Origin of the sequence: Candidatus Seribacter sulfatis (genome assembly GCF_964187635.1) — a bacterium.
Taxonomy (GTDB): Bacteria; Verrucomicrobiota; Verrucomicrobiia; order Opitutales; family Seribacteraceae; genus Seribacter; species Seribacter sulfatis.
Genome location: NZ_CAXLMO010000046.1, coordinates 26,903 through 50,545, shown reverse-complemented (window position 1 = coordinate 50,545; position 23,643 = coordinate 26,903). Strand labels below are relative to the sequence as shown.

19 protein-coding genes and 1 tRNA gene are annotated in these 23,643 nt (G+C 41.4%); 8 read left to right on the top strand and 12 right to left on the bottom strand.

Annotated features, from left to right (window positions below; all coding sequences use genetic code 11):
• Nucleotides 1-1,653, bottom strand: a 1,653-nt coding sequence (locus ACKPQ5_RS05495) for a sulfatase family protein (RefSeq protein WP_407678098.1), incomplete at its 3' end; no start/stop codon positions are given.
• A gap of 153 nt (nucleotides 1,654-1,806) precedes the next feature.
• Nucleotides 1,807-2,595, bottom strand: a complete 789-nt coding sequence (locus ACKPQ5_RS05490; protein WP_407678097.1) for a carboxylesterase family protein — start codon at nucleotides 2,593-2,595, stop codon at nucleotides 1,807-1,809.
• A 119-nt stretch (nucleotides 2,596-2,714) separates the two neighbouring features.
• Between ACKPQ5_RS05490 and ACKPQ5_RS05485 the strand changes: the two genes are divergently transcribed.
• The 5 genes from ACKPQ5_RS05485 to ACKPQ5_RS05465 all read left to right on the top strand — a co-directional run bounded on the left by ACKPQ5_RS05485 (nucleotide 2,715) and on the right by ACKPQ5_RS05465 (nucleotide 6,562).
• A complete protein-coding gene (locus ACKPQ5_RS05485) occupies nucleotides 2,715-3,131 on the top strand; it encodes a Fur family transcriptional regulator (RefSeq protein WP_407678096.1) in 417 nt (138 codons plus the stop codon).
• An 84-nt stretch (nucleotides 3,132-3,215) separates the two neighbouring features.
• Nucleotides 3,216-4,073, top strand: coding sequence for a ThuA domain-containing protein (locus ACKPQ5_RS05480; RefSeq protein ID WP_407678095.1), 858 nt, complete (start codon nucleotides 3,216-3,218; stop codon nucleotides 4,071-4,073).
• Between the two features lie 38 nt (nucleotides 4,074-4,111).
• The gene (locus tag ACKPQ5_RS05475) at nucleotides 4,112-5,446 is read left to right on the top strand and encodes a Gfo/Idh/MocA family protein (RefSeq protein ID WP_407678094.1); all 1,335 of its coding nucleotides are present in this window, start codon (nucleotides 4,112-4,114) and stop codon (nucleotides 5,444-5,446) included.
• A 159-nt stretch (nucleotides 5,447-5,605) separates the two neighbouring features.
• Nucleotides 5,606-6,142 (top strand): dCTP deaminase, encoded by a 537-nt coding sequence (gene dcd, locus ACKPQ5_RS05470; protein ID WP_407678093.1) that lies wholly within the window; start codon nucleotides 5,606-5,608, stop codon nucleotides 6,140-6,142.
• A gap of 3 nt (nucleotides 6,143-6,145) precedes the next feature.
• Nucleotides 6,146-6,562, top strand: coding sequence for an iron-sulfur cluster assembly scaffold protein (locus ACKPQ5_RS05465; RefSeq protein ID WP_407678092.1), 417 nt, complete (start codon nucleotides 6,146-6,148; stop codon nucleotides 6,560-6,562).
• Here the strand turns inward: ACKPQ5_RS05465 and ACKPQ5_RS05460 are convergent.
• The 4 genes from ACKPQ5_RS05460 to pyrH form a co-directional block, all read right to left on the bottom strand.
• Nucleotides 6,559-8,667 carry an ATP-dependent helicase gene (locus ACKPQ5_RS05460; RefSeq protein WP_407678091.1) on the bottom strand — a complete coding sequence of 703 codons (2,109 nt, stop codon included), beginning with the start codon at nucleotides 8,665-8,667 and terminating at the stop codon, nucleotides 6,559-6,561. The two genes, ACKPQ5_RS05465 and ACKPQ5_RS05460, sit on opposite strands and share 4 nt — an antisense overlap.
• 43 nt (nucleotides 8,668-8,710) lie before the next feature.
• The gene (proB, locus tag ACKPQ5_RS05455; protein ID WP_407678090.1) at nucleotides 8,711-9,814 is read right to left on the bottom strand and encodes a glutamate 5-kinase; all 1,104 of its coding nucleotides are present in this window, start codon (nucleotides 9,812-9,814) and stop codon (nucleotides 8,711-8,713) included.
• A 68-nt stretch (nucleotides 9,815-9,882) separates the two neighbouring features.
• The gene (gene frr, locus ACKPQ5_RS05450; protein ID WP_407678089.1) at nucleotides 9,883-10,440 is read right to left on the bottom strand and encodes a ribosome recycling factor; all 558 of its coding nucleotides are present in this window, start codon (nucleotides 10,438-10,440) and stop codon (nucleotides 9,883-9,885) included.
• A 40-nt stretch (nucleotides 10,441-10,480) separates the two neighbouring features.
• Nucleotides 10,481-11,197 carry a UMP kinase gene (gene pyrH, locus ACKPQ5_RS05445; RefSeq protein ID WP_407678099.1) on the bottom strand — a complete coding sequence of 239 codons (717 nt, stop codon included), beginning with the start codon at nucleotides 11,195-11,197 and terminating at the stop codon, nucleotides 10,481-10,483.
• A 62-nt stretch (nucleotides 11,198-11,259) separates the two neighbouring features.
• Here pyrH and ACKPQ5_RS05440 point away from each other — a divergent pair.
• Nucleotides 11,260-11,333: transfer RNA gene (locus ACKPQ5_RS05440), tRNA-Gln, on the top strand.
• A gap of 51 nt (nucleotides 11,334-11,384) precedes the next feature.
• Here ACKPQ5_RS05440 and ACKPQ5_RS05435 read toward each other — a convergent pair.
• The 4 genes from ACKPQ5_RS05435 to ACKPQ5_RS05420 form a co-directional block, all read right to left on the bottom strand.
• Complete coding sequence (locus ACKPQ5_RS05435; protein ID WP_407678088.1) at nucleotides 11,385-13,097, bottom strand: toxin-antitoxin system YwqK family antitoxin; 1,713 nt, start codon at nucleotides 13,095-13,097, stop codon at nucleotides 11,385-11,387.
• Between the two features lie 419 nt (nucleotides 13,098-13,516).
• Nucleotides 13,517-13,909 carry an RNA-binding S4 domain-containing protein gene (locus ACKPQ5_RS05430; protein WP_407678087.1) on the bottom strand — a complete coding sequence of 131 codons (393 nt, stop codon included), beginning with the start codon at nucleotides 13,907-13,909 and terminating at the stop codon, nucleotides 13,517-13,519.
• A 13-nt stretch (nucleotides 13,910-13,922) separates the two neighbouring features.
• Nucleotides 13,923-14,366, bottom strand: coding sequence for a helix-turn-helix domain-containing protein (locus ACKPQ5_RS05425; RefSeq protein WP_407678086.1), 444 nt, complete (start codon nucleotides 14,364-14,366; stop codon nucleotides 13,923-13,925).
• 55 nt (nucleotides 14,367-14,421) lie between these two features.
• Entirely contained in the window at nucleotides 14,422-15,816 is a 1,395-nt protein-coding gene (locus tag ACKPQ5_RS05420) for a twin-arginine translocase subunit TatC (RefSeq protein ID WP_407678085.1), read from the bottom strand.
• A gap of 246 nt (nucleotides 15,817-16,062) precedes the next feature.
• Between ACKPQ5_RS05420 and ppdK the strand changes: the two genes are divergently transcribed.
• Nucleotides 16,063-18,852, top strand: coding sequence for a pyruvate, phosphate dikinase (ppdK, locus tag ACKPQ5_RS05415; RefSeq protein WP_407678084.1), 2,790 nt, complete (start codon nucleotides 16,063-16,065; stop codon nucleotides 18,850-18,852).
• A gap of 87 nt (nucleotides 18,853-18,939) precedes the next feature.
• Nucleotides 18,940-20,214, top strand: a complete 1,275-nt coding sequence (hflX, locus tag ACKPQ5_RS05410) for a GTPase HflX (RefSeq protein ID WP_407678083.1) — start codon at nucleotides 18,940-18,942, stop codon at nucleotides 20,212-20,214.
• Between the two features lie 11 nt (nucleotides 20,215-20,225).
• On the opposite strand, the gene ACKPQ5_RS05405 is transcribed toward hflX, so the two are convergent.
• Together ACKPQ5_RS05405 and gcvPB are read right to left on the bottom strand one after the other, a co-directional pair.
• A complete protein-coding gene (locus ACKPQ5_RS05405) occupies nucleotides 20,226-20,474 on the bottom strand; it encodes a hypothetical protein (RefSeq protein WP_407678082.1) in 249 nt (82 codons plus the stop codon).
• A 46-nt stretch (nucleotides 20,475-20,520) separates the two neighbouring features.
• Nucleotides 20,521-23,547 carry an aminomethyl-transferring glycine dehydrogenase subunit GcvPB gene (gene gcvPB / locus ACKPQ5_RS05400; protein WP_407678081.1) on the bottom strand — a complete coding sequence of 1,009 codons (3,027 nt, stop codon included), beginning with the start codon at nucleotides 23,545-23,547 and terminating at the stop codon, nucleotides 20,521-20,523.
• Between the last annotated feature and the right edge of the window lie 96 nt (nucleotides 23,548-23,643).

Below are 23,643 nucleotides of genomic sequence, written 5' to 3'. Positions count from 1 at the left end.
AATATCGTTTCTTAAGTTATGCCACCCATCATCAATGATTAGGTTCTGACTTACAGGAAGGTTCAGCTCCCTTGAATAGCCCTGATTATGAATTTGAAGGAGTCGGTTTGCCATGGAAGATGCGTTTGGAGTGGATTTTGAGAAATCTTCTTTTTCATAAGGATCATGCTTCAAATCATAAGATACTAATGGTTGAGCTGAGCCTTGTGTTCCATTTTTAGTCCAAGGTTGAGCGAGTCCACCACTTACGATTACCTTTTGTGAATCTTTCCTAATCGCAATCGCGTCGTTTTCATAGGGAGGGCCTAAATGGCAAAAGAAATAACGGGGTCGCTTATCTCTCCTTTCTGGATTTTTCCAATAAGCGAGTGAATCTAGGCTGTCCTGAGCTTCAGTAGGTTTGAGTTCTTCACTGACTAGTGAGGCCATAGTAGCGAAAAGATCTGTGAGGGAAAACAGGCTTCTATTTATCGTGCCACCTTCGAAATGTTGTTTTCTAAAAAGAATAAAAGGAACCCGGTGGCCCCCTTCCCATATCTTGGCTTTTTTTCCTCTTAGCCCTCCGCTTTCCTGGTTTGTTCCTTCGTTATCCCCTACATTAGGCCCATTATCGCTGGTGAAAATGATTAAGGTGTTGTCGATGAGTTTATGACCTGGATTTCGTGGATCATTGGTTTCTTCTAGTTTTGTAATCAGTGCACCAAAAGCTATGTCATTTTCAATCACCATGTCTTCACGCTCGGTTCCTTTGGTTTCATCCGTATACCGGCTTGTTCCCTTAACGGGCTTTCCATCCAAAAATTTTGGTACTGCATAATCCCCGCTTTGGTTTCTTTGGAAATGATTTGCGGTGGGAACATAGTACAGAAAGAACGGCTTTTGTTTTTGAGATGCTACTTGAATGAATTGGAGCCCTTCTTTGAGGAAATCGGGTCCGAGTTGAGATAGGTCCCAATTCGGTCCGCTGAGAATTTGGCCGGCTCTGTGTTTCATGCCCATCCAATGCATTTTCGAACGATCTGTGAGAGTCCACTTGTCATTACGAATGTAGATTCTTGGTTCAGTATCCAAAGAATCTTCAGTATTTCCTGGGACACCAAAGAATTCATCGAATCCATGATGAGTAGGACCATCAAGTAATGGTTTTGTGAAATCTACATCTTTATAGTCAAATTCATCCGCAGGCTGACCATGGCCATCATCGAAATCCATACCGACATGGTATTTCCCGATAGCTCCAGTGTAGTAGCCGTTTCGTTGGAGCATTTCGGGAAGAGTGGTCAGAGCCTTCTGAATCATGGGTCGGTTCGGACCATGAGGGAGCCATCCCTGTTTTTTAAGGTAGGCCCGATGAGCGAGTCGCCCGGTTAAGAGAGAATATCGAGTGGAACTACACATAGATGCCGGTGCATGGGCATCCGTAAAAATAATTCCCTGTTTGGCAAATTTTTCAATGTTAGGAGTTTTAAGGGTTTTTCCAACGGGTTTAGATCCTTTAATGAGGCTGATATTAAGGTACGCATCAGTATCCCCAATGCCCATGTCATCAGCTATAAAGAGTATGATGTTGGGCTTAGTTTTAAGGTCTGCTAAAAGTAGGTCTGTGTAAGAATAATTCCCTACCAATAGAAGAAATATTTTAAAATACTTCATCTAGATTAGTAAGTTATGGTAATGGGGAAATTAGCCGAATTTTCTTGGATGAAATTACCAGTGAGTAGAGAACTTAATTTTCTAAATTGGAATAATATTTCTTCCTACTCAGAGGTTTGTGGGCATTGAAGATTTAAAAGAAAAGCTTTTTTGCTAGCTGTTTTGTGAGTAAAGCCAGTCCCAAAGTTCGGCTGAGTTCCAGACATCAACCCATGAGTTATGACCGCGGCCCTTTATTTCGGAATACTTTGCTGAGCCTCCTGCTTCTTTTACAGCCTGGATCATGTCTCTCGATCGACTCGGTTTTATGACCGTATCCTTGTCTCCATGCCATGCCCATATGGGGATTTTGGAAATTTTCCCACCAAGACTTTTGTCTCCACCTCCGCAAATAGGAACGGCGGCAGCAAAGAAATCAGGTCTGCGTTGAATTGCATCCCATGTGCCATAGCCTCCCATAGATAGTCCCATTGCATAAATTCGATTTGGATCGACTTGGTTTTTTGGATTTTGAACATAGGAATCAATTTCCTTAAATGCCATTTTCATAGAATTAGAGATTTTTGGCATTCTATGACCGAGAAGGCTCCAATGGACATCAACCCATCGTTCACCCTTTGGAACTTGCCCTGCGAAGATATGAGATTTTCTTTTGGAACGAACGCCTTGTTGTTCAAATGCTAGGATTGCTCCGGCATCGGTCAACTGTCCTTGGTTGTCTTGGCCCCGCCCTCCGGCTCCATGGAAGAATACCAACAAAGGATATTTTTTTCCTTTTACCATTTTGGTAGGGGCAGATGTTCGATAAAGGAAATTTTTGTTTTGTTCTTTTTTTACAGATTGTGCCGCATAAGTAGTAATCAGCTTGTCATTGGTATTTGAATATAAATGAATGCTAAATAAGCAGGCAATCATTGGACATAGAAAAAGTAAACGACTCATTTCAGAGTGCTAATGGGAGTTACTAATCGATTCAATGCGAAAATTAAGAAAGTTTATTTTCGGTAACAAAAGCTTCATTCTGTATTGCTCAAATCAGTGCAATAGTAATCATAGAACAAATGTCAGAATTGGTTGAAAATGGAATAACACTTCTTCGAGAGAAAGGACTACGTGTCACAGAACAGCGAAAGGCGATACTGGAAGTTTTAGCTAGTGCTGACTCCCCAATGTCTGCGGAGGAAGCGTTCGCTCAACTGCCTTCAGAATCCTGTGACCTGGTTACTGCCTACCGTTGTTTGGAACAGTTTGAGAAAATTAATGTCGTACAGAGAGGCGTGCGTGAAAACGGAACTAAGGTTTACTGTATTGGGCACGGACATGACCATCATCATCATTTGACTTGCCGAAATTGTGGTAGGACTGAACGGATTGATCTTTGTATGGGAGAAGAATTGGAGGAAACAGCGAAGTCCTTTGGGTTTGTTGAAATCGCTCATGTTATGGAGGTTTTTGGAACCTGCCCATCCTGTGTGTAGAATTTTTTTCCTAATCATTTGTTTCCTAGCTTGCTTAGAAAGCTAATTGCATTTGAATGAAATATATTCCCTCTTAATCCATTTATGAAAATTATATTTTCTTTAATTAGTCTTCTCCTATTTGTTGTATCTGGTCTTTTATCCAATCCTGATGATGAGTTGTTGAAAATTAAGAACGCTGCACCTGAGAAATCTTCAGTTAAACCAAAAAAAACACGAAAAGTTCTAGTTTATTCGCATCCAAGCGGTTTTAAACATAGTTCGATCCCCACTGGTGTTAAAGGTTTACGTGTACTTGCTGAAAAAACGCAGGCATTTGAAGCTACTTTTACTCTCGAGACAAAAGAATTTACCTCCGAAGGTTTAAAAAAATATGATGCAATTATTTTTAATAATACGACTCATGTACAAAAGGCGTTTACTGAAAAGTCTCAACGGGATGCGATTCTAAATTTTATTAAGAATGGAAAAGCTTTTATTGGGTTTCATGCCGCTTCGGATGGCGGAATGTCTCAATGGCAGGAATACACCGATATGATTGGGGGATGTTTTGCTGGGCATCCATGGAATGCCGGTGGTAAATGGCCGTTTTTCGTTGAAGATGTAAAACATCCTATCAATCAAGCTTTCAAAGAAAAAGAATTTATGTTTTCGGATGAAATATATCAATATAAGGCCTATGATCGAAGCAAGCTTCGTATACTGATAGGTCTTGATTCAGTTAATACAGATAAGAAAGGAAATTCCAAAACAAACGATTATCCTGTTTCCTGGGTTCGCTCTTACGGAAAGGGACGAGTTTTTTATTCCAATTTTGGTCATAACAAAGCAACCTGGTGGACACCATTTATGTTGCAACACTTTCTCGATGGAATTCAATGGGCACTAGGCGATATAAAAGGGCCATCCAAATCAATTCCTCAATCAAGAAACTTAAATTAAAATTCTCAAAATTCCTCAATTAATCTATTATAATTCATATGAAAGAAACAGAATCTGTAAGTCGTAGAAAATTCATTGGTACCTCAGCAATCGCAGGTGCAGCCGCATCCTTTCCCTATGTTGCAAGAGGCGAAGCTCTTCAAAGTGACACAATACGAGTTGCTGCGATTGGACTTGGTGGCCGCGGTACCGGTGCGATTACTCAAATTCTAGATGCACCCATGGATTTAGAAAAAAATAAGAATCTTCGCTGCAAAACAAAGCTGGTTGCAATCGCGGACGCGTTCCCTGAAAAATCAGCGAATAAAATTGCCGCGATGAAGAAGAAATACGGAGAGGACCGTATTGATGTTGAGGGGAGAATCTTTGGTGGCTTAGACGGATACAAGCAGGCGATCAATGAAGATGTAGACATGGTTGTAATTGCAACTCCTCCAGGCTTCAAGCCTCAGCAGTTTGAATACGCGATAAACCAAGGCAAAAAAGTTTTTATGGAAAAACCGGTTGCCAGTGATGTAACTGGAATTCGTCGTGTATTGGCCTCCGCGAAGAAAGCAAAGGAAAAAGGTCTTACGGTGGGTATTGGATTACAGCGTCGGCACGAAGAACGCTACATTGATTGCGTTAAACAACTTCAAGATGGGGTCATTGGAGATATCAATATGCTTCGTGTGTATTGGAATGGTAATTCTATTTGGCATCGTGGGAAACAACCAGGCATGACCGAGATGGAGTATCAAGTGAACAACTGGTATCATTTTACCTGGGCATCCGGTGATCAAATTTGTGAGCAACATATACACAACTTGGATGCAGGTTGCTGGATAAAGGGGATGTATCCGATCAAAGCGAACGGTATGGGGGGAAGTGAAATGAGAATGGGGGGAGATCGAAAGCTTTCCCAAATTTTTGATCATACTTTTGTTGAATACACATTTCCGGACGGGACAAAAATGTTTAGCCAAGGCCGACACCTTAAAGGAGGATGGTCCCATGTTGCAGAGTATGCTCATGGTTCGAAGGGAACCTGTAAGGTTGCCAGTCACATAGAACCCTTCGCGGGTGATCCTATTCGGATTCGCGGTGCTGGTGGAGGCCATTACCAAGAACAGAAGGATTTGATTGAAGCCCTGCATAAGGGAGAGTACTACAATGAGGCTGAGTATGGTGCCATGAGTACTTTTACAGCAATATTGGGTCGTGAAGCCTGCTATTCCGGTAAAGAAATTATTGCGGATGACCTAATGAAAAAGGGAAGAGATTATGCACCTGGTATTGACGATTATACTTGGGATAGTGCCCCTCCGGTTGCTCCTGATGAAAAGGGTGAATACCCTGTCCCTGCACCTGGTGTTTACAGACCATTCGCCTAGAGTCTTTCTTTCTCCCTGTCATTTTTCAAGGGAGATGCTATAAAGTGTATGGCGGTTTTGTGTTAGACTACTCATACTGACACCTTGTATGGAAAGTTTAAAATTGCATAAAACTTTACATGTGTGCTTTGCCGTTACTAATCTTCAATTACATAAATTATGATTCTTTCTGATTCCTCAATTCTTCATGCCATAGAAAAGAAGGATATTGTGATTGAACCTTATGATCGCTCCTGTCTTGGCACCAATAGTTATGATGTTCACTTATCTAAATTTCTAGCCTGTTATGTAGACGATGTTATTGACGCAAAGCGACACAATCAGGTCAAACACTTCGAAATTGACCAAACGGGCATTGTCTTAAATCCCGGCAAAACATATCTTGGATCCACTCTAGAATATACAGAAACCCATCAATGCGTGCCCTTTTTAGAAGGTAAATCAAGTGTTGGTCGTCTTGGGATCGATATTCATGCCACAGCAGGAAAAGGGGATGTTGGATTTTGTAATCATTGGACTCTCGAAATTTCAGTTTCACAATCAGTCCGGGTGTACGCTGGTATGCCAATTGGCCAACTCATTTATTTTATGGTGGAGGGCAATGTTGAAGTGGATTATTCAAGTAAGGCTTCAGCAAAGTATAACCAACGCTCGCCAAAGCCTGTTGAGTCGATGATGTGGAAGAATACTTTTTAAAGAATGGAGAGAGAAGATCCGCTCCATCGTGAAATATTGGAGGAACATGCTCGGTCCCCACTTTTTCAAGGAAAATTAGAAAAATTTAGTCATACCGGTATTTGGCAGAGTGAAAAGACTGGAAATACCTGTAAGGTCGAGTTAGTAAGAAGTGAATCCACTATAGAAAAGATTCGGTTCTCTGGCCAAGGCTCCGCTCTCTCCCAAGCATGTGCATCGCTTATGTGTTCTCAGCTTAATGGTATGGATGTACTTGAATCGTCTCACCTGTGCAGAGATATACTCCAATATGTAGAGTTGGGAAAAGAGTTTACGCCACCGGGTGATTTAATTGTATATCAAACAATAATTCGATTTCCTGACAGACATGACTGTAGTTTGCTCGCGTGGCGTGCCTTAAAGAATGGATTAGATCGTTAAAAAGATCGTCTATTATTTCCACTTCTTCTTGTCCCACCACCATATTGACTCCATTTGCTTCCATACCCCGATTGGCGGCCAAAAGCGTTTTGGGCATGGACATTGTATAATTCATAGCGAGTCTGGGGAAGTTCTTTCAGGAATCGGCTCTGCATTAGTCGAATTTGAGTTCCATTCTGACTCGAAAGCATAGGATAAACAAGGTGTAGCGAACGCTCTGCCCGAGTAGAGGCAACATAGAAAAGTCTTCTCTCTTCTTCCAGGTCGCCTTCCCCATCTATTGCTCTTTTGTTTGGAAACAATCCATCGGCTAATCCGATAATAAATACATGACGAAATTCTAAACCTTTAGATTGATGAATAGTGGAGAGTCTAAGGCAACTTTCTCCCTTCCGAACAACGCGGTCGCCGGATTCGGAACTAAGCAGGATTAATTGGGTAAGCATTTCCGCTAAATTTTCATATTTACTCGCGAAATCAACCAAGCTTTCTAAGTCCTCTTCCCTTCGGGGCCAATTTTCATAGGTTGCATGCAAGTATTCGTGATACCATCCATTAATTGCTTCATCGACGACTTTTGATGGCGTTGCGGTAGCAGTAAGCTCAGCGATACTTTGTAATGTTTCAACCAATCCAACCCAGTCTTCCTTGGCATCTGCTGGTACTTTTTTCACCACTTCTGGTTCGGATAGGGCAGCAGTAATTTTGATTTCCTTATCGACAGCAATTTTTTCTGCAATTCCGAGTAATTTTGAAGCTGTTTTTTCTCCCACTTTTGGCAGTAGGCAGGCAAATCGATGGAACGCGGTTAAATCTTTGGGATTTACGACAAACCTCAGTTGAGCAACGAGGTCTTTGACATGTGCTTGTTCAAAAAATCGAAGACCACTCGTGATCACAAATGGAATATCCCGACGAGACAGTTCGATCTGAAGCTCCATGGCGTGATAATGTGCACGATAAAGAATTGCTATATCATGATAGTTGGTTCCGTTATCAACCATTTGTTCGACTTTTGACAAGATGAAGTTCGCCTGTTGATAACCATCTACGGTTGGAACCACAACTGGAAGTTCCTGATGGGGTTGAGACGGTTTAAGTGTTTTGGTAAAGTTATCGTCTGTCGATCGATTTTCCAGTATCCCATTGGCAAACTTTAGAATTTCGGGAGAACTTCGATAATTAGTTTCAATCTTAAAGATTTTCGTACCCGGGTGCCTTTCCGGAAATCCCATAATTTGATTCATATCAGCACCCCGCCAGGTATAAATACATTGTGCATCATCTCCCACTGCCATTATCTGATGGTTAATTCCTATCTTATCAATAATTTTCGATTGGAGAGAATTAACATCTTGATATTCATCCACTAAAATATGAGAAAATCGTTGTTGATAATATTGGGCCGCCTCTTGATTTGTTTCGAGTACTTTAAGCCACAGTACCAATAAATCATCATAATCTGCAAGGCCACGACTGATTTTAGTATCTTGATACTCCCTTGTGAAGGCATCAATTTTAGCGAGCAATTCTCCATTGGATGGATAACGTCCTTTCGCTACTTCTTCCACTGGTACCATGACATTTCGAGAGTAACTGATTATTCCTTTTATCGGTTTTGCTTTGGGGTTTTCTTTTGATTTAAAAAAATCGGGGTCCAGGTCCCTTATTACCTCGGAAAGAAGGGCGTCTGAATCTCCATCATCTAAAATAGTAAAATTTCTCGGAAGACCGATTGAATCTCCGAAAAGTCTAAGAACTTGTCCACCCACATGGTGAAATGTACCTCCGAGAAATCGGTTAGCTCCCGCTCCGGTAAGTTCTTCGACCCGCTCAAGCATTTGCTTGGATGCTTTATTGGTGAATGTGAGGAGTAAGATTTCCTCGGGACTGACCCCCTCTGTAAGCAAGTAGGCAACTCGGTAAGTGAGCGTCCTTGTTTTTCCAGAACCGGCACCAGCCAAAACAAGAGCGGGCCCGAATGGAGCCGTTACCGCCTGGAATTGATCTGCGTTAAGCTCCGCCTGAAAATCGATCTTTGCATCATTTTTGGGCGGAGTCGGAGAACCGAACATATCTTCTTCATCATCTTCGTAATCGTACACGAGAAATACCTTTCTCTAAAAGGGGATGAACGGGCAAGCGTATTCAGCTTTTTTCGCTCTGTAATGGTGCTAAATGATCCCGGTGAATCACTTCAGGTCGATTTTTCCCAGGAAATAAGGCAAGGATTTCTTCATTTTGCTTACCCTGAAGCCCCAGTAATTCATGCTTACTAAATCGAGTAATTCCGCGTGCAATAATTTGTTCTTGTTGATTTTTAATTTCTACAACGTCCGCTTTTTCGAAATCTCCTTCAATTTTGCTAATGCCAATGGCAAGCAAACTTCCTCCTTTTTCAATAATGGCTTCCTCGGCACCGATATCTATTGTTAAAGAACCCTTCGGAGTAGGGAAAAATGCAACCCATTTTTTTCTTTCTGATAATTCAAGTCCGGTGGGTGCAAAAAAAGTCCCCTGCACATTTCTCCCATTGATAATACTGGAAAGTTCTGCCGGTTGTTCACCGCTTCCTATAAAAACAGCACATCCAGACCCACAGGCAATTTTTGCCGCCTCTATCTTGGTAACCATACCGCCCACTGCGGTTGCACTGTGGGTACCTTTTGCCATAGCTTCAATGGAGGGTGTGATTTCTGCAACGAACGGAATTAGAGTTCCGGAGGTCGGGTGGGTCATTAATCCTGTTGCTGTGGATAGGATGATCAGAAAATCTGCTTTTCCGATGGAAGCAAGTAATGCGGATAGAACGTCATTGTCTCCAAATTTTATTTCTTCATCACTTACCGAATCATTTTCGTTTACTACGGGAACAACCTTTTGCTTAAGAAGTGTACAAAGAGTTTCCTCCACCTTTTGTGATCGCTTCCTACTTTCAAAATCCTCTCGGGTTAAAAGAACTTGCGAAGCAATCAAGCCGGCTTTTTCTAATGATTGACTCCATGCGTTCATGAGAAGGCATTGCCCAATTGAGGCACAGGCCCGCAGTAAGGATAAATCCTTGGGCCTTTCTTCAATCCCTAATTTTCCCATTCCTAATCCAACTGCACCAGAACTTACTATAATTGTTTCAATACCTTGTGCGGACAAAGTTGCTATACTCTTTGCCCATTCTTCCATTCGGTCAGTTCTGATATTTCCTCTGCCTGCAGAGAGAATACCGGTACCCAGTTTAATCACTATTTTTTTCAAGGAATCTTCGGGATTTTCTGGTTCATTTGATTCCAGTAGAATCGTACCTGATCCAAGATATTAGTATTTTAAACTTTTCGAAGATCCGATTCTTTACTAGCAAGTGCTTCGTTAATTTTGGTCACTGCATCATCAGTGTTTTTCTGAACTTCTTTTTCTGATCTTTTAAAATCATCTTCGGGTAGACCCTCTTTCTGGGCTATCTTTAAACCGTCCATCGCTTCTTTTCTGGAGGCACGGACTCCCACTCTGCTTTGCTCGGCAAAGCCTTGAGCCACCTTACATAATTCTTCTCTTCTCTCACCACTCAATTCAGGAATGGGTAGGCGGATAAGTTCCCCTGTAATTAAAGGAGTAATACCGATCTTAGCTTCGAGAAGGGCTTTTTCAATCGGAGCACAGCTTGTTTTGTCCCATGGTTGAATTTGGATGGTTCTTGCATCTGGGGTGGTAATTGCTGCGATATCACGCAGTTTCATTGCAGAACCATAGACATCAACTGATATGTTCTCCACCATTGAGGTATTTGCTTTTCCTGTATGGAGGGTTTTAAATTCATGCATTACATGATCAATTGACTTGTTCATGTCTTGATTCATCTTATCGAAAATTAGTGAGGTTTCCATGGTTGGGCTGGGTTGTATAATTTGATTTTGGTCGAAAGATTTATTTGACAATGGTACCAATCTTTTCTCCTGCAACAGCCATTCGAATCGAATGTTTTTGTTGCAGATCAAAGACTAGGATTGGCATGCCATTATCCATGCAGAGTGAAAATGCCGTTGAGTCCATAACGGAGAGTCTTTTTTCCAGGCAATCCATATAACTGAGACTTTCAAATCTTACGGCATCATCAAATTTATGTGGGTCTTTATCGTAAATACCATCCACTTTTGTCGCTTTAAGGATAATTTCAGCCGAAATTTCACTTGCTCGTAGAGCGGCAGTGGTATCAGTGGAAAAATATGGATTACCGGTTCCAGATACAAAAATAACAATTCGACCTCTTTCTAAATGTCTGATCGCTCGTCTTTGGATGTAGGGTTCTGCTAATTTATCCATCGGAATCGCACTTTGCACCCGGACTACAGAGCCCATTTTTTCGAGTCGATCCATCAATGCCAGACCGTTAATAACAGTGGCAAGCATGCCCATGGAGTCGCCTGTTGTACGATCAATTCCCTTATCGCTTCCCTGTAATCCGCGAAAAATATTTCCTCCACCAACCACCAGGCCAACCTCAACTCCCATATCAGAAACAGCTTTAATCTCAGAGCAAATATTTTCCAATGATTTTGCGTGAATGGGTTCCCCCTCTTCTCTACTACCAAGGATTTCTCCACTTATTTTAAGAATAATTCTTTTAAATTTACTGGGCATAATGTGAGTTATTTTTAAGCAAGAATCTTGACTTTAATTGAGTTGTGATCATTTTAAAAAGAAGTAGCCCGGTGGTGTAATGGTAGCACAGGAGTTTTTGGTACTCTCAGTCGGGGTTCAAATCCCTGCCGGGCTGCCACTTTTTTCGAAAGTTCTATTAACCTTTACTATTCCTTACTAAATCTCGACTTTATTCTCCTGGTAACGGAGGCAGGTCAAAAGGATTGAAAGTAGGGGGAGGAGGTGGTGGTGGCGGAATGTTATCAAAACCACTTTCTGTAGGAGAAGCTTGTGGAGGAGTATTAAATACATCTCCGAGCGGTACATCAGAATCCTTTCCTTGTGTTGCTTCGTCCTCGGTTGCAAATGGATCAAATGGAGTACCTTTTGCGTCAGGAGCAGGACTGGTAGACGGGTTGTTAAATGGATTAATATTCCCTGGAGGAGGGGGCGGAGGCGGAGGTGTGGTTTCTTCTAAAACGGGTGTTTCTGAAGAAGGAGATAGATTGTCTTCAAACGGATTAAACGAAGGAGGGGGAGGAGGTGGTGGGAGTGCAGACTGATTCGGCACTAAAGGTTTATCTTCAAACGGATCAAAAGAGGGGGGAGGAGGAGGGGGGAGCGGAGGTGTCGGAATTACTTCAATGGGTTGTTGCTCAATTGGATTTACCTTAGGTTTTGAGGGCTCATCTTCAAATGGATTGAAACCGGGCACAGTAGGGGCAGTAAGTGGAGGAGCACTCGACGGTTCTGCCTGTGGGACTGCTATGTCATTAGAAACTGGATTAATTGGTATTGTAGGAGGAGGTGGAACTAAGGTTTCCTTTTCGGTTTCCGGTGTAGGGTTTGTGGGTAATTCCTTGGAAATCGTATTTTGTGAATTTCGAGTATCGTTATTTAGGGAAGGAGGGGCGAATACTCCTTCATTGGTAGGATTAGCGGAAGGATTTAATAATGGAGTCGCATTTTCTGTACTAGGAATGGAGGAACTAGATGGATCTTCTTTTTCGGCTGCCGGGGTAATAATTTTTTCACCGGTTAATAAGTTTTGAGAGGGAGAACCGTCAACAAACCGGATTTCTGAAATCTTTTTGCCTTCCGAGTTCCATTCAGTGCAGACACCATGTTCAAGATTTTTCCTGAAGTTATAATCAAATTGTTGTTGTCCACCTGGAAACCAACCCTGTGAATTTCCTTCCATCATATCCTCTTCAAACTGAGCGGTTAATCTTTTTTGTCCATCTTCATACCAAATTGTTCTTTGGCCGTGTTGTTTATCTTTTTGGTAAAAAAGTCCGAGTTTTCTTTGCCCGTTGGTGTACCACTCGGAGGAGGGGCCCTCACGAAGACCGTGACGATATATGGTGGACGATTTTTCCAAACCATCTGGATACCATTCAAGTGCCTCGCCATGAGGTTTGGCATTTCTCATTTGAACTTCTAAAATTTTCGCACCATTGGGGTGCCATTCGCTTTTAGGACCATTAAGGTTACCCTCTTGATAGGTTTCCCTGCGGAGTAATTCCCCGGTTATTCTATATTCTTCTGCAATGCCGTGCTTAATGCCATTTTTGTAATTGATAATTCTTCTTTTTCGTCCGTTGTAAAAATACTCGGTTGTAGTACCGTGTTTCTTTCCTTCTTTCCATTCGGATACTGATTTTGTCGGGCTTTGTTCAAATGTTTCAATCGCCTCACCGGTAAAGGGGTTGCTTGATTTCGAAACATTTCCGTCGTTTCCAGTTAGTCGAACAATTCCTTGGTCATCTAAGTCTAACCAGTGGAGCATTACAGTCTTGTCTCTGCTTGGGTTACCCTTTGAGGATGGACTTGTTTGAATACAAGATGAAAAAAGGCATACAAGCAAACTTGCGAGAAAAGGGAATATAATCTTGTTCATCATTCTTTTTAATGCCGATGCTTAAAGTTTCTTGCAAGTATTTTTACAATAGATCTTGGTCAAGATATTCCACATGTAGTATTTTCGGATTAAAAAATAACGATACTCCCATCCCTTGAGTGATTGAATTTTTCAATTTCTAAAAACAAAGTCATCCTTTCAACCGGCGCAATTTACAAATAAAACTTGCTCCACTCTACTCGCATTGGATTTATGGAATACAAAAATATTAATACAATCCTTTATTGATTAAAGCAAATGATGGTTGGAGGTGATGGGAGGTAGGTTTTAACTTGGAGTGGTCGATTTAACGCATATTTGGTGAAAAAAGGAAATCTAATTTTTAATTCTAATTTCTTATCGGTAGTTCAAGTTGAAATATGATATTTTAGAGGGTTATGTGTTTCATTGATTAATACCGATTAATCTTCCCCTCCATGGTAAAGAAATTCTTCAAGGTCTCTTCTTTGTTTCTTGGATGGTCTACCTTTATGAGATGTAGAGAGATTGAAAAGTTTTCGGTTTTGGTTGTGCTCCCGTTCCTTCTCAATCTCTTCGGGAGAAGTAATATCCTCAATATAGTCCTCTACTTTACTCGCTCCGACCCGTTTGTTAAGGAGAACAATTATTTTGATCGACCTGTAATGAGAGGATTTTTTTATTTTAATTATATCACCGATCCGCACCTCTTTAGACGGCTTTGCGGTTAAATCATTTACGCTAATCCAGTTTCTTTTACATGCGTCAGTCGATAGCGACCGGGTTTTATAAAAACGGGAAGCCCATAAAAACCGATCTAACCGAACTTTATCCACTCTTCTTTACCACTTAATTTTTCTTAGTGAGTTTGATCTCGATCGAGAGAGTTAAATCATCTGTGGTTGTAATTTGAATTCCACTCTTATCATCCGGCGCAAGCTCCACATTTTTAATTCTCTTAGGCTGGATTCCATTTTTCGCCAGTATGTAAGGTAGAAAGTTTATAATCTCCGGAGGGAATGTCGCAAAGTCTGGAATTACAAAATCTCTTTTTGAAAGTTCGAGCGCCTTTAAAATGAGTCGAAACCTATCTTCGTCATTTAATTCAAGACCACGGGCAATCTTATTCAATGTCTTGCAACCCGCCGTTCGGATACCATTTTCCAGATCGTTAACAATGGAGGTGGAAACTCCACTCAAATTAGCAAGTTCAGGTTGGGTAAGCCCTTTTTGTTTACGAAATGACTTTAGGGATTTTCCAAGTTTTAAAATTTTGCTTTTATTATCAACCATCTGAGGTGAGAATTAGTAGTGAAGATTAGATTTTCCCAATTAATTTATTTGTAGCTCAATCTTGTTGAAAGATTTGTGCCCGGAAAAGGATGGTTTGGTTTTGTTCGAAAGAAATGTTTTCATCAATTGGGGACAATTGAAGCAGGAATTCCTTTTGACCAGAAAGAGTTGGTAATGCGGTGACGTTCTCCTCCTGGAATGCAGTACTGGGTTGAATTTTATTTGGCTCTGTTGTTTCTGTTTCCGTAAATTGACCAAATTTACGAAACGATTCAATCCACGGCTCGATCAGTTTTTTATTCTGAAAAGCAAAAATACTCAGTGAACCGACTATTATAATGATTGATAAATAAAGGATCCAGGCGCCCTTATTCCGAGTTGTTGGTTTGTCAGGTTTGGGTCCTTGAATACTCTCGTCCCATTCAATCCACTCCTTTCTTTTTTTTCTAACTTCAATTATCGAACCTGTAATAATCGCTAATTCGTATAGAATGTATAATGGAATCGTTAAAATACAAAGGCTCACTGGATCTCCTCCGGGAGTAATCAAAGCGGCTGAAATCATCAAGATGACCAGTACCAACCTCCTGTTTTGCCTTAATTTTGTGACATTTAAAATGCCAATTTTAATCAGCAAAATAAGCACGAGTGGAAACTGGAATGCAATGCCAACAGCAAAGGTCATCCAGATGATCGTACTGTAGTAATTCCCTGCCTCAGGCCTGTAGACATCAAGGCCGAGAACATTAAAGGAGAATTCAATGGTAAAGGCCAACGAGTAGGGAAGAATAAAAAAGTAAGTCATTGATGCCCCGGCAATAAAAAGAAACGTGGCTGCTACGCATCCAGGGAAAAATACATGTTTTTCCTCTTTGGTTAATCCGGGCACTACAAATGAACCAACGAAGTAGAGAATAAGGGGCAGTGAAATACCGATTCCACCGAGGAAACAAATTTTCATAGCAATGAAAATTGGAGAGTAGGAACGAATGACTTGAAGCAAATTCCGATTTTGTCCATTTGAAAAGTGTGTCAGTATTCTTGTTCTGTGATGAGGATTATCAATTCCCCATTGTATTAAAGAATTTTCTCGGGCATTCCTGAGCATACCGAGATCAACTTCTTTTTTATTTAATGGATCGATATACTCCTCAAGACCTATGGTTTGAAGATCGATATCAATTACACCAAAATCTTCTACAGCACTTATCAGGGGCATTTGGAGTAATTTAACGGAATCCTGCATGAAAATTGCAACCCCTACACAACCAAATAGAAAAGCAATCACCGCTTTAAAAATAACCCACCTCAGTTCTTCTAGGTGTTCAAGGAAGTGCATCTCATCCGGTTTTCCCTTACTGTCTTTCTTTTTACCCTTTAAAATTCCAGTTAGACCTTCTTCTTTAAATCGGTCACCAAATGTTTTGGGTTTGTTGGAATGATTACTCATCGTGGGGTACAAAAAAAGGAATTAAATAAATAAGAAATTGTGTTAATTTATAATGCCATTAATTTTTTTCTAGTCCATTGTAAAGCGAGTACTTCGGATAGTTTGAGATGCAAGAAAAGTCATCCATTGACAAAGAGAAAAAAAAATATGATAAAACACTCTCCAAAATTTTATCAACTCACAAGTAATTTGAATTGAACTTCAAGTTGTTAAATTATCTCAGATGCTAACCAAACCTTCATACAAATGGCCCAAAAAAAGAAGTCAAAACCCGTTAAATCGAAATCATCCGCAAAAGCGTCTTCCTCAGTGAAGGCAAAAACTGCAAAAGCAAAAAGCCACAAGTATGTGTATGACTTTGGCAAAAAGACCGATGGCGATGCCACGCAGCGCGAACTTTTGGGCGGAAAAGGTGCAAACTTAGCCGAGATGGCAAAGATTGGCCTTCCAGTTCCTCCTGGCTTCACAATTTCAACCGAGGTATGTACTTATTTTTATAAAAACAAGAAAAGCTATCCAAAAGTTTTAGATGATCAAATGAGATCATCGGTCGCGATAATGGAAAAACAGCTTGGCCAAAAATTAGGCGATTTAAAAAAGCCTCTCCTTCTTTCTGTACGATCCGGTGCGAGAGACTCTATGCCGGGTATGATGGATACCATCTTAAACCTAGGCCTTAACGATGAAACAGTCGAAGCACTTTCAGCAGCTTCCGGTAACCCCCGATTTGCATGGGATTGCTATCGTAGATTTATTCAAATGTACGGAGATGTGGTGATGGGTGTACAAAAACTTCCAAGTGAAGACCATGATCCATTCGAAGCGATCATCGAAGATTTTAAGAAAGAAATTTTCCCCAAAGCGAAAGGTGAGGTGGATGATTCCCGTATTTCAGCCGTGCAAATGAAGGAATTGGTTTCTCGCTTTAAGAACTTGGTGAAGAAAAGGACTGGATCCGATTTCCCAACCTGTCCATGGGAGCAATTGGAAGGTTCTATAGGTGCTGTGTTTAGTTCCTGGATGAACGATCGCGCTTCAGTTTACCGTCGTAAATACGGAATTCCTGCCGAGTGGGGAACTGCGGTAAATGTACAGGCAATGGTTTTTGGAAACACAGGAAAGAAGTCTGGATCTGGAGTGGGATTTACACGTGATCCTGCATCCGGAGAAAAAGTCCTTTATGGTGAGTTTCTTACCGATGCTCAGGGTGAGGATGTTGTGGCAGGAGTTCGAACACCTCAACCAGTCGCAAAACTTCAGAAGGTACTTCCAAAACCTTTTAAAGAACTCGTCCTGGTTCAGAAAAAATTAGAAAAACATTTTAAGGATATGCAAGACTTCGAGTTTACTATCGAGAACGAGAAGTTGTATATGCTTCAAACTCGAAACGGTAAACGAACCGGCCTTGCCGCAGTTCGTATTGCAACCGAGATGGTAAAAGAGCGTTTAATTGATTGGAAAACTGCTATTAAGCGTGTTCCTGCCGATCAGCTTGACCAAGTTCTTGCGCCTGTATTTGATCAGGCTGCGCAAAAGGCCGCCGCTCGTTTATGCAAAGGTCTTCCTGCTGGTCCTGGTGCCGCATCTGGTAAAATTTGCTTAAATGCAGAAAGAGCAGTTGAAGCAGCGAAGAAAGGTACTGTTCTACTTGTCCGCCAAGAAACTTCACCTGAAGATTTACGGGGCATGATTGCTGCGGAAGGAATTCTAACTGCACGGGGAGGAGTTTCTTCTCATGCAGCTTTGGTCGCTCGTCAAATGGGTAAGGTTTGTGTATGCGGAGCAGCTGATCTTGATGTGGATTACAAGACTCGAACAGTAAAAGTTGCCGGTAAGACTTTCAAAGAGGGAGATTACATGTCAATCAATGGTACGACCGGAGAAGTTTTTGCGGGAGAACTCAAGACTGCACCTTCTGAAATTATTCAAGTTCTCATTGAGAAAAAATTAGACCCCAAGAAGAGCCGGGCATACCAAAACTTTTCCCAACTGATGAAGTGGTGTGAGCAAGCTACTCGAATGACTGTTCGTACAAATGCGGACTCCCCTACACAAGTTGCAAACGCAGTTGCGTTTGGTGCAACTGGGATTGGTCTATGCCGTACCGAGCATATGTTCTTCGAAGGAAACCGTATAGATGCGATGCGCGAAATGATCCTTGCGGATGATGAACTGATTCGCAGAAAAGCACTTAAAAAATTACTTCCTTACCAAAGGCGTGATTTCCACGGTATTTTTAAAGCACTCGAAGGAAAACCAGCCACTATTAGGCTCTTGGATCCTCCTTTGCATGAATTTTTACCTCACGATCAGTCAGCGCAAAGAGATTTGGCAAAAAAGCTGGGAGTGTCTCTTGCATCAATTAAAAAGCGGGTAGAAGACTTACACGAATTTAATCCGATGCTTGGTCATCGAGGTTGCCGTCTTGGCATTTCTTACCCTGAAGTAACTGAGATGCAGGCCCAAGCGATTTTTGAGGCAGCTATTCTCGCACAAAAGAGCGGAATTGAAGTGAACCCTGAGTTAATGGTTCCCCTCGTTGGCTTCCCCCGAGAACTTGAACTTCAGGTTGAGGTTATTCATGCAACTGCCAAAAAGGTATTTGAAGCAAAGGGAGTGAAAGTAAAATACTTAGTGGGTACAATGATTGAAATTCCAAGAGCAGCACTAGTTGCAGACGAAATTGCCAAGACTGCACAATTCTTTAGTTTTGGAACTAATGATTTAACTCAAACCACAATGGGAATGAGCCGTGATGATTCCGGGAGTTTCCTTCCTAATTATACTGAATTAGACATTTTGGATGCGAATCCATTTGCGAGTGTTGATCAAAGTGGAGTGGGCCAACTAATGGAAATTGCAGTAAAGAAAGGCAAGTCCTCTCGTCGTGGTATTAAACTCGGTATTTGTGGTGAACACGGAGGAGATCCGAAAAGTGTGGAATTTTGCCACAAGATTGGATTGAACTATGTGAGTTGTTCTCCATTTCGAGTCCCCACAGCGAGGCTTGCTGCAGCTCAGGCAGCAGTTTCTTAATTCATTTCTTTTGAATAAATCTTCTGTAAAGGGATCGAGCAAATGCTCGGTCCCTTTTTGTTGAGGTAAACTGCATTCACACTTTGCATGTTTGAAGTCAAAGAGAAACCAAGGAAGGTAGAACGTGCTTTTTTAGTTTCTGTTATTACCCGGAAAGAGGAAGAGGGGTCGGCAGCCTCCTTATTAGGGGAATTATCGGAGTTAGTTGAAAATCTTTCGATTTCAGTAGTCGCACAGTCCATTGTAAGGACACGAAAAACATATCCTGGACATATTTTAGGAAAAGGAAAGTGCCAGGAAATTGATGAACAGGTAAAAGCCTTGAGGTGTGATGTTATTATTTTCGATAATGAAATTACGCCAGGCCAGCAAAGAAACTGGGAGGAATTAACCAAAGTACTCGTGATCGATCGCCATGAGGTCATATTGGATGTATTCGCGGATCGAGCACAAACCAAAGAAGCTGTATTACAAGTTCGCCTTGCTCGCCTTGAGTACTCCTTGCCCCGTTTGCGTAGAGCGTGGACTCACTTAGACAGGCAACGGGGTGGGGGAGTTACACAAAGAGGAGACGGTGAGGCTCAGATTGAGTTAGATCAAAGAATGTTGAGAGACAAAATAGCTTCAACCAAGAAAGAAATTATTCAAGTATCCGGTCGTAGGAATACGAGTCGAAAGAAAAGGCAGCGAATCCCGTTAGCCACTCTTGCGATCGTGGGGTATACCAATGCAGGGAAATCAACACTCTTAAACCGTATTACAGGTTCAAGCGTCCTTTCAGTGGACAAATTATTTGCAACATTAGACCCTACGAGCAGAAAGGTTAAGTTGCCCGGAGGTAGGACAATTGTTTTAACAGATACTGTTGGTTTTATTCGAAAACTACCCCATCGGTTAATTGACGCATTTAAAGCTACCCTGGAAGAAGCATTGGTTGCCAATTTGCTTCTTCATGTGATTGATTTTTCATGCTCAGAGTTTGAGGAACATTTAAATACCACAAATGAGGTGTTGGAAGAACTAGGTGCTGAAGATAAAGAAATTCTTACCGTGTATAATAAAATAGATCAGGGCGATCAAGTGATGACTCGGTTAAAAGCAAAAGCGCTTACGCCCGATTGTATTTTCGTGAGTTGTAAAACTGGTGAAGGAATCCAGGAACTTTTGCAGATTATCGAGGAACGATTAAACAAATCAGTTGTCAGTACAAAATATTCCATCCCTCATCAACGGTATGATCTGGTGGCAAAGCTACGCGAACAGGGTTGTATAAGTACCGAAGAAGTTACAGATTGCGGTACCAATATAGAAGCTACCCCAAGGGGTAAACTAGTCAGCTTGTTAGAGGGTTTCCTAACTTAGATATAGGTAGACTAATTTTTTTTACTTCTTTGGAAATCAACCAAAGTTACACGAAACATATTCGCGGCCATCCAGAATACTCCTGTCATACAAAATGATGTCATGAAAGCAACGATGTTAACTACAAAAGAATCATCCGATGGGACATGTGGAGGTAATACATACGCTCCCATGAAAATAAAAAAACAAAAAGAAAGTAATAAATCGATTACTATTCCTTTTTTAGAAACGAGGGGTTGTTCTTCCTTTTCATCAGGCATGAATTAGAGGATGTAAATTATTGTGAATTCGTCAAATCAATCCGCATCACAAAGTAGAATCAATAATACGCTTTTTGATCTCCGAAATTTCTAAAGCATTTAATGTGCTGGGTTCAATCCGGTTTAGATGGAGAGACGGTAAATGCTCCAGTTTTTCCTGAAGTATTAAATTTCGATTTGCACCGACTTCATCAACCCGATCAATCGGAGTAAAATGGGGAGCAGTTTTAATTGCTTCTGGGCATTCGGATATTAATTCTTTGATTGCAATCACCGCATCTATGAACCTGTCTAGTTCCGCTTTTGTGTAGCTTTCTGTTGGTTCTATCATTAAGCCAAACACTTCAGGAAAGGCTACTGTGGGTGCATGGAAACCGAAATCAAGAAAAAGTTTACCGACTTGTGGTATCGCTTTGCTTTTAGGAATACCAACACCTTCTAAACATAAGAAATCTTCATCGCTTAATGTGAGGATAAACTCGTGCATGCGCGGAGCGCTAACCTTTTCACCAGGTAGGGTAGGAAAGTAATTTTTTAATTTTTCGTAAAGGTAACGTGCCGAAAGCACAGCCATTGAGGACATTCGAGGTACACCTTGATTTCCCAGTCGAAGGAGGTAGGCGTAGGCCCGTACTTTATGTCCGAAATTCCCCCAGTTGCGGTGAAAAGAACCGATTGATTGAGGGGGCGTACGAGAATAAAAAGAGCCATCAGAATTTTTTAAAATCTGCCGTCCTGGAAGGAAATCGATTAACTTTTCTGAGACCGCAACAATTGCATCTCCTGGTCCACCGCCTCCATGTGGTATGGTCCAAGTCTTGTGCAGGTTATTATGAACCGCATCTACACCTAGCTTTCCTAAATCTATCAAACCGGCAACTGCGTTCATATTTGCTCCGTCCATATAGACAAGACCGCCAACTTGGTGAACTGCTTCGGCAATCAAATGGAATTGTTCTTCTAATATGCCCGAGGTGTTTGGGTTGGTAATCATTACCCCGCAAAGACGATCACCAAATGTTAGAATCTTTTCATTGAAATCATCTATATCGATGGTTCCATTTGGAGATGCCTGAAGGTACACAATTCCATCAGTACCAGTGAATCCTGCCATTGCTGCTGTGGCAAAGTTCGTTCCGTGTGCGGAACGAGGGATAAAGATGACATTTCGATTATAATCTTTTCGGGAACGATGGTAGGCTTGGAAGAGTTTTAAGCCGACAAGTTCTCCCTGTGCGCCAGCAACTGGTTGGGTAGTAACTCCTGGAAGCCCGGTAATTTTTGTAAACCATTCCTGAATTTCAAATAAAATTTGAAGAGGTCCTTGAACATCACTTTCCGGTGCTTGTGGGTGGGTCTGTGAGAATCCCGGAAGAGCAGCTGCCCAATCATTAAGCATTGGATTATATTTCATCGTGCAAGACCCGAGTGGGTAGCAACCATCGTCTGGACTCACATTTAGACTAGCTAGTTTTTTGTAATATAATGTTAATTCATCGTAGGAGAAACTGGGCATTTCTGCCTTTCCTTCTCTTAGATACTTTGGAGGAATTTCATTATTGGTGTTGATTAGTACTTTGCCTGAACTTTCAGGAAATTCTTCGTGTAAAAATGTAATTAATTCCTCGACTGAATCATCTTCATGGAGATCCGAGAATGAGATTTTAAGAAGATGGTGATTTTCTTCATTGCGCATGCGATTGGAGACATCAACTCCAATTTGAAGGTTTTTAGCAGAAGCTTTTTTCTGTAGTTCATCCACAGATCGGTCAATTTGTAGAAGAAGATCATTGAAGCTTGTTGAGTTGGGGAATGCAAGAGATATGCCGTCCAGTTGATCCAATATGCTCTGAATCCTATTGTGTGCGGACCTTGCTTTTTGGATCGACTCGGCTAGTCCATGATCCCCTTTTGCCAAAAGTGATGCTCCTGCGAGTGTAGCCAAAAATGCCTGATTCGAGCACACATTTGATGTCGCCTTCTCTTTGCGAATGTGTTGTTCGCGTGTGGAAAGAACCATGACAAAACAATCTCTTCCGTTTAGGTCTTTCGCTTTTCCAATATACCTACCAGGTGTAGATCGAAGGTCTCTTTTATTTTTTTCATTATGCCGACATCCAAATATCCCAAGACCAGGACCGCCAAAATTAGGCGCTATTGCCAGGTGTTGTGCTTCGCCAACCATGAAGTCGACTCCTTCCCCTCCGAATTCGGTTGGAGGTTTTAAGCCCCCTGTTCCTAAGAGTATCGGGTCGATACAGGCAATAGATCTAATTCCATTGGACTGGGCAAAGTCACTGAGGAAATCGACATCCTCCAGTAACCCAAGTGAGTTAACTTGAGGAAAAACAAATGCGGAAATTTCACTAGTTTCTTCTTGGGTAAGATTTGTTAACCATTCTTTTTTTAGAAGCCCGGTCTGCGAATCAAATGGAACAAATTGGAATTGTAAGTCTGTTTCCTCGGACAATGTTTTAATGACTTCAAGATCGGTTTCAAAAAGCGAATCAGACAAAAGAATTTTCCCTCCCCGGGGATTCGTTCGGTAAGCACAGGTAATGGCTTCGTAAATAGCAGCAGATCTATCATACAGAGAGGTATTGATCGCCTCAAATCCAGTTAGTGAGGACAAGGCACATTGATAAATCCAATGCGTAACTAAGGTACCTTGACTTCTTTCTGGCTGGTAAGGGGTGTACGAAGTACTCAACGGACGTAAGCTTGAGACAAAATCTACGATGGGGTGGGTTCCCCAATTCGGCAAAGTATCTCCAATAAATGAAGTTTTTAAATTCGTAGAATCTGAAATTCGTGCAAGTTCGTTGGCTGCTTCCTTGTACTCTAGTTCATTAGGTAACCCAGTAATATTTTCTAGTTGGAGAAAATCCGGGATGTGAGAAAAGAGATCATCAATACAATCCACCCCGATCTGTTTGAGCATATCGGATATATCTTGATCACTAGCGGATATATAGTGCCTTGAGAGTTCCCTCGGGAACTCAGAAGGTTCGTAATTGAGAGCAATATTAGGGAGTAAACTTTTGGGATTTTTATCCGATGTAATGGAGTCCATTTAAAAATTCATAATGATTCTGGATCTTGAGGGGAAATGTAATGTTTTAACGTTAGTAATTACTATCCAAATTTGTAAACATTCCAAATACACATT

Excerpts from the sequence above, each read along its gene's own strand:
- ACKPQ5_RS05490 (WP_407678097.1), bottom strand. The coding sequence starts at position 2,595 with ATGAGTCGTTTACTTTTTCTATGTCCAATGATTGCCTGCTTATTTAGC.
- ACKPQ5_RS05485 (WP_407678096.1), top strand. The coding sequence starts at position 2,715 with ATGTCAGAATTGGTTGAAAATGGAATAACACTTCTTCGAGAGAAAGGA.
- ACKPQ5_RS05480 (WP_407678095.1), top strand. The coding sequence starts at position 3,216 with ATGAAAATTATATTTTCTTTAATTAGTCTTCTCCTATTTGTTGTATCT.
- ACKPQ5_RS05475 (WP_407678094.1), top strand. The coding sequence starts at position 4,112 with ATGAAAGAAACAGAATCTGTAAGTCGTAGAAAATTCATTGGTACCTCA.
- dcd (WP_407678093.1), top strand. The coding sequence starts at position 5,606 with ATGATTCTTTCTGATTCCTCAATTCTTCATGCCATAGAAAAGAAGGAT.
- ACKPQ5_RS05465 (WP_407678092.1), top strand. The coding sequence starts at position 6,146 with ATGGAGAGAGAAGATCCGCTCCATCGTGAAATATTGGAGGAACATGCT.
- frr (WP_407678089.1), bottom strand. The coding sequence starts at position 10,440 with ATGGAAACCTCACTAATTTTCGATAAGATGAATCAAGACATGAACAAG.
- ACKPQ5_RS05435 (WP_407678088.1), bottom strand. The coding sequence starts at position 13,097 with ATGATGAACAAGATTATATTCCCTTTTCTCGCAAGTTTGCTTGTATGC.
- ACKPQ5_RS05425 (WP_407678086.1), bottom strand. The coding sequence starts at position 14,366 with ATGGTTGATAATAAAAGCAAAATTTTAAAACTTGGAAAATCCCTAAAG.
- ACKPQ5_RS05420 (WP_407678085.1), bottom strand. The coding sequence starts at position 15,816 with ATGAGTAATCATTCCAACAAACCCAAAACATTTGGTGACCGATTTAAA.
- ppdK (WP_407678084.1), top strand. The coding sequence starts at position 16,063 with ATGGCCCAAAAAAAGAAGTCAAAACCCGTTAAATCGAAATCATCCGCA.
- hflX (WP_407678083.1), top strand. The coding sequence starts at position 18,940 with ATGTTTGAAGTCAAAGAGAAACCAAGGAAGGTAGAACGTGCTTTTTTA.
- ACKPQ5_RS05405 (WP_407678082.1), bottom strand. The coding sequence starts at position 20,474 with ATGCCTGATGAAAAGGAAGAACAACCCCTCGTTTCTAAAAAAGGAATA.
- gcvPB (WP_407678081.1), bottom strand. The coding sequence starts at position 23,547 with ATGGACTCCATTACATCGGATAAAAATCCCAAAAGTTTACTCCCTAAT.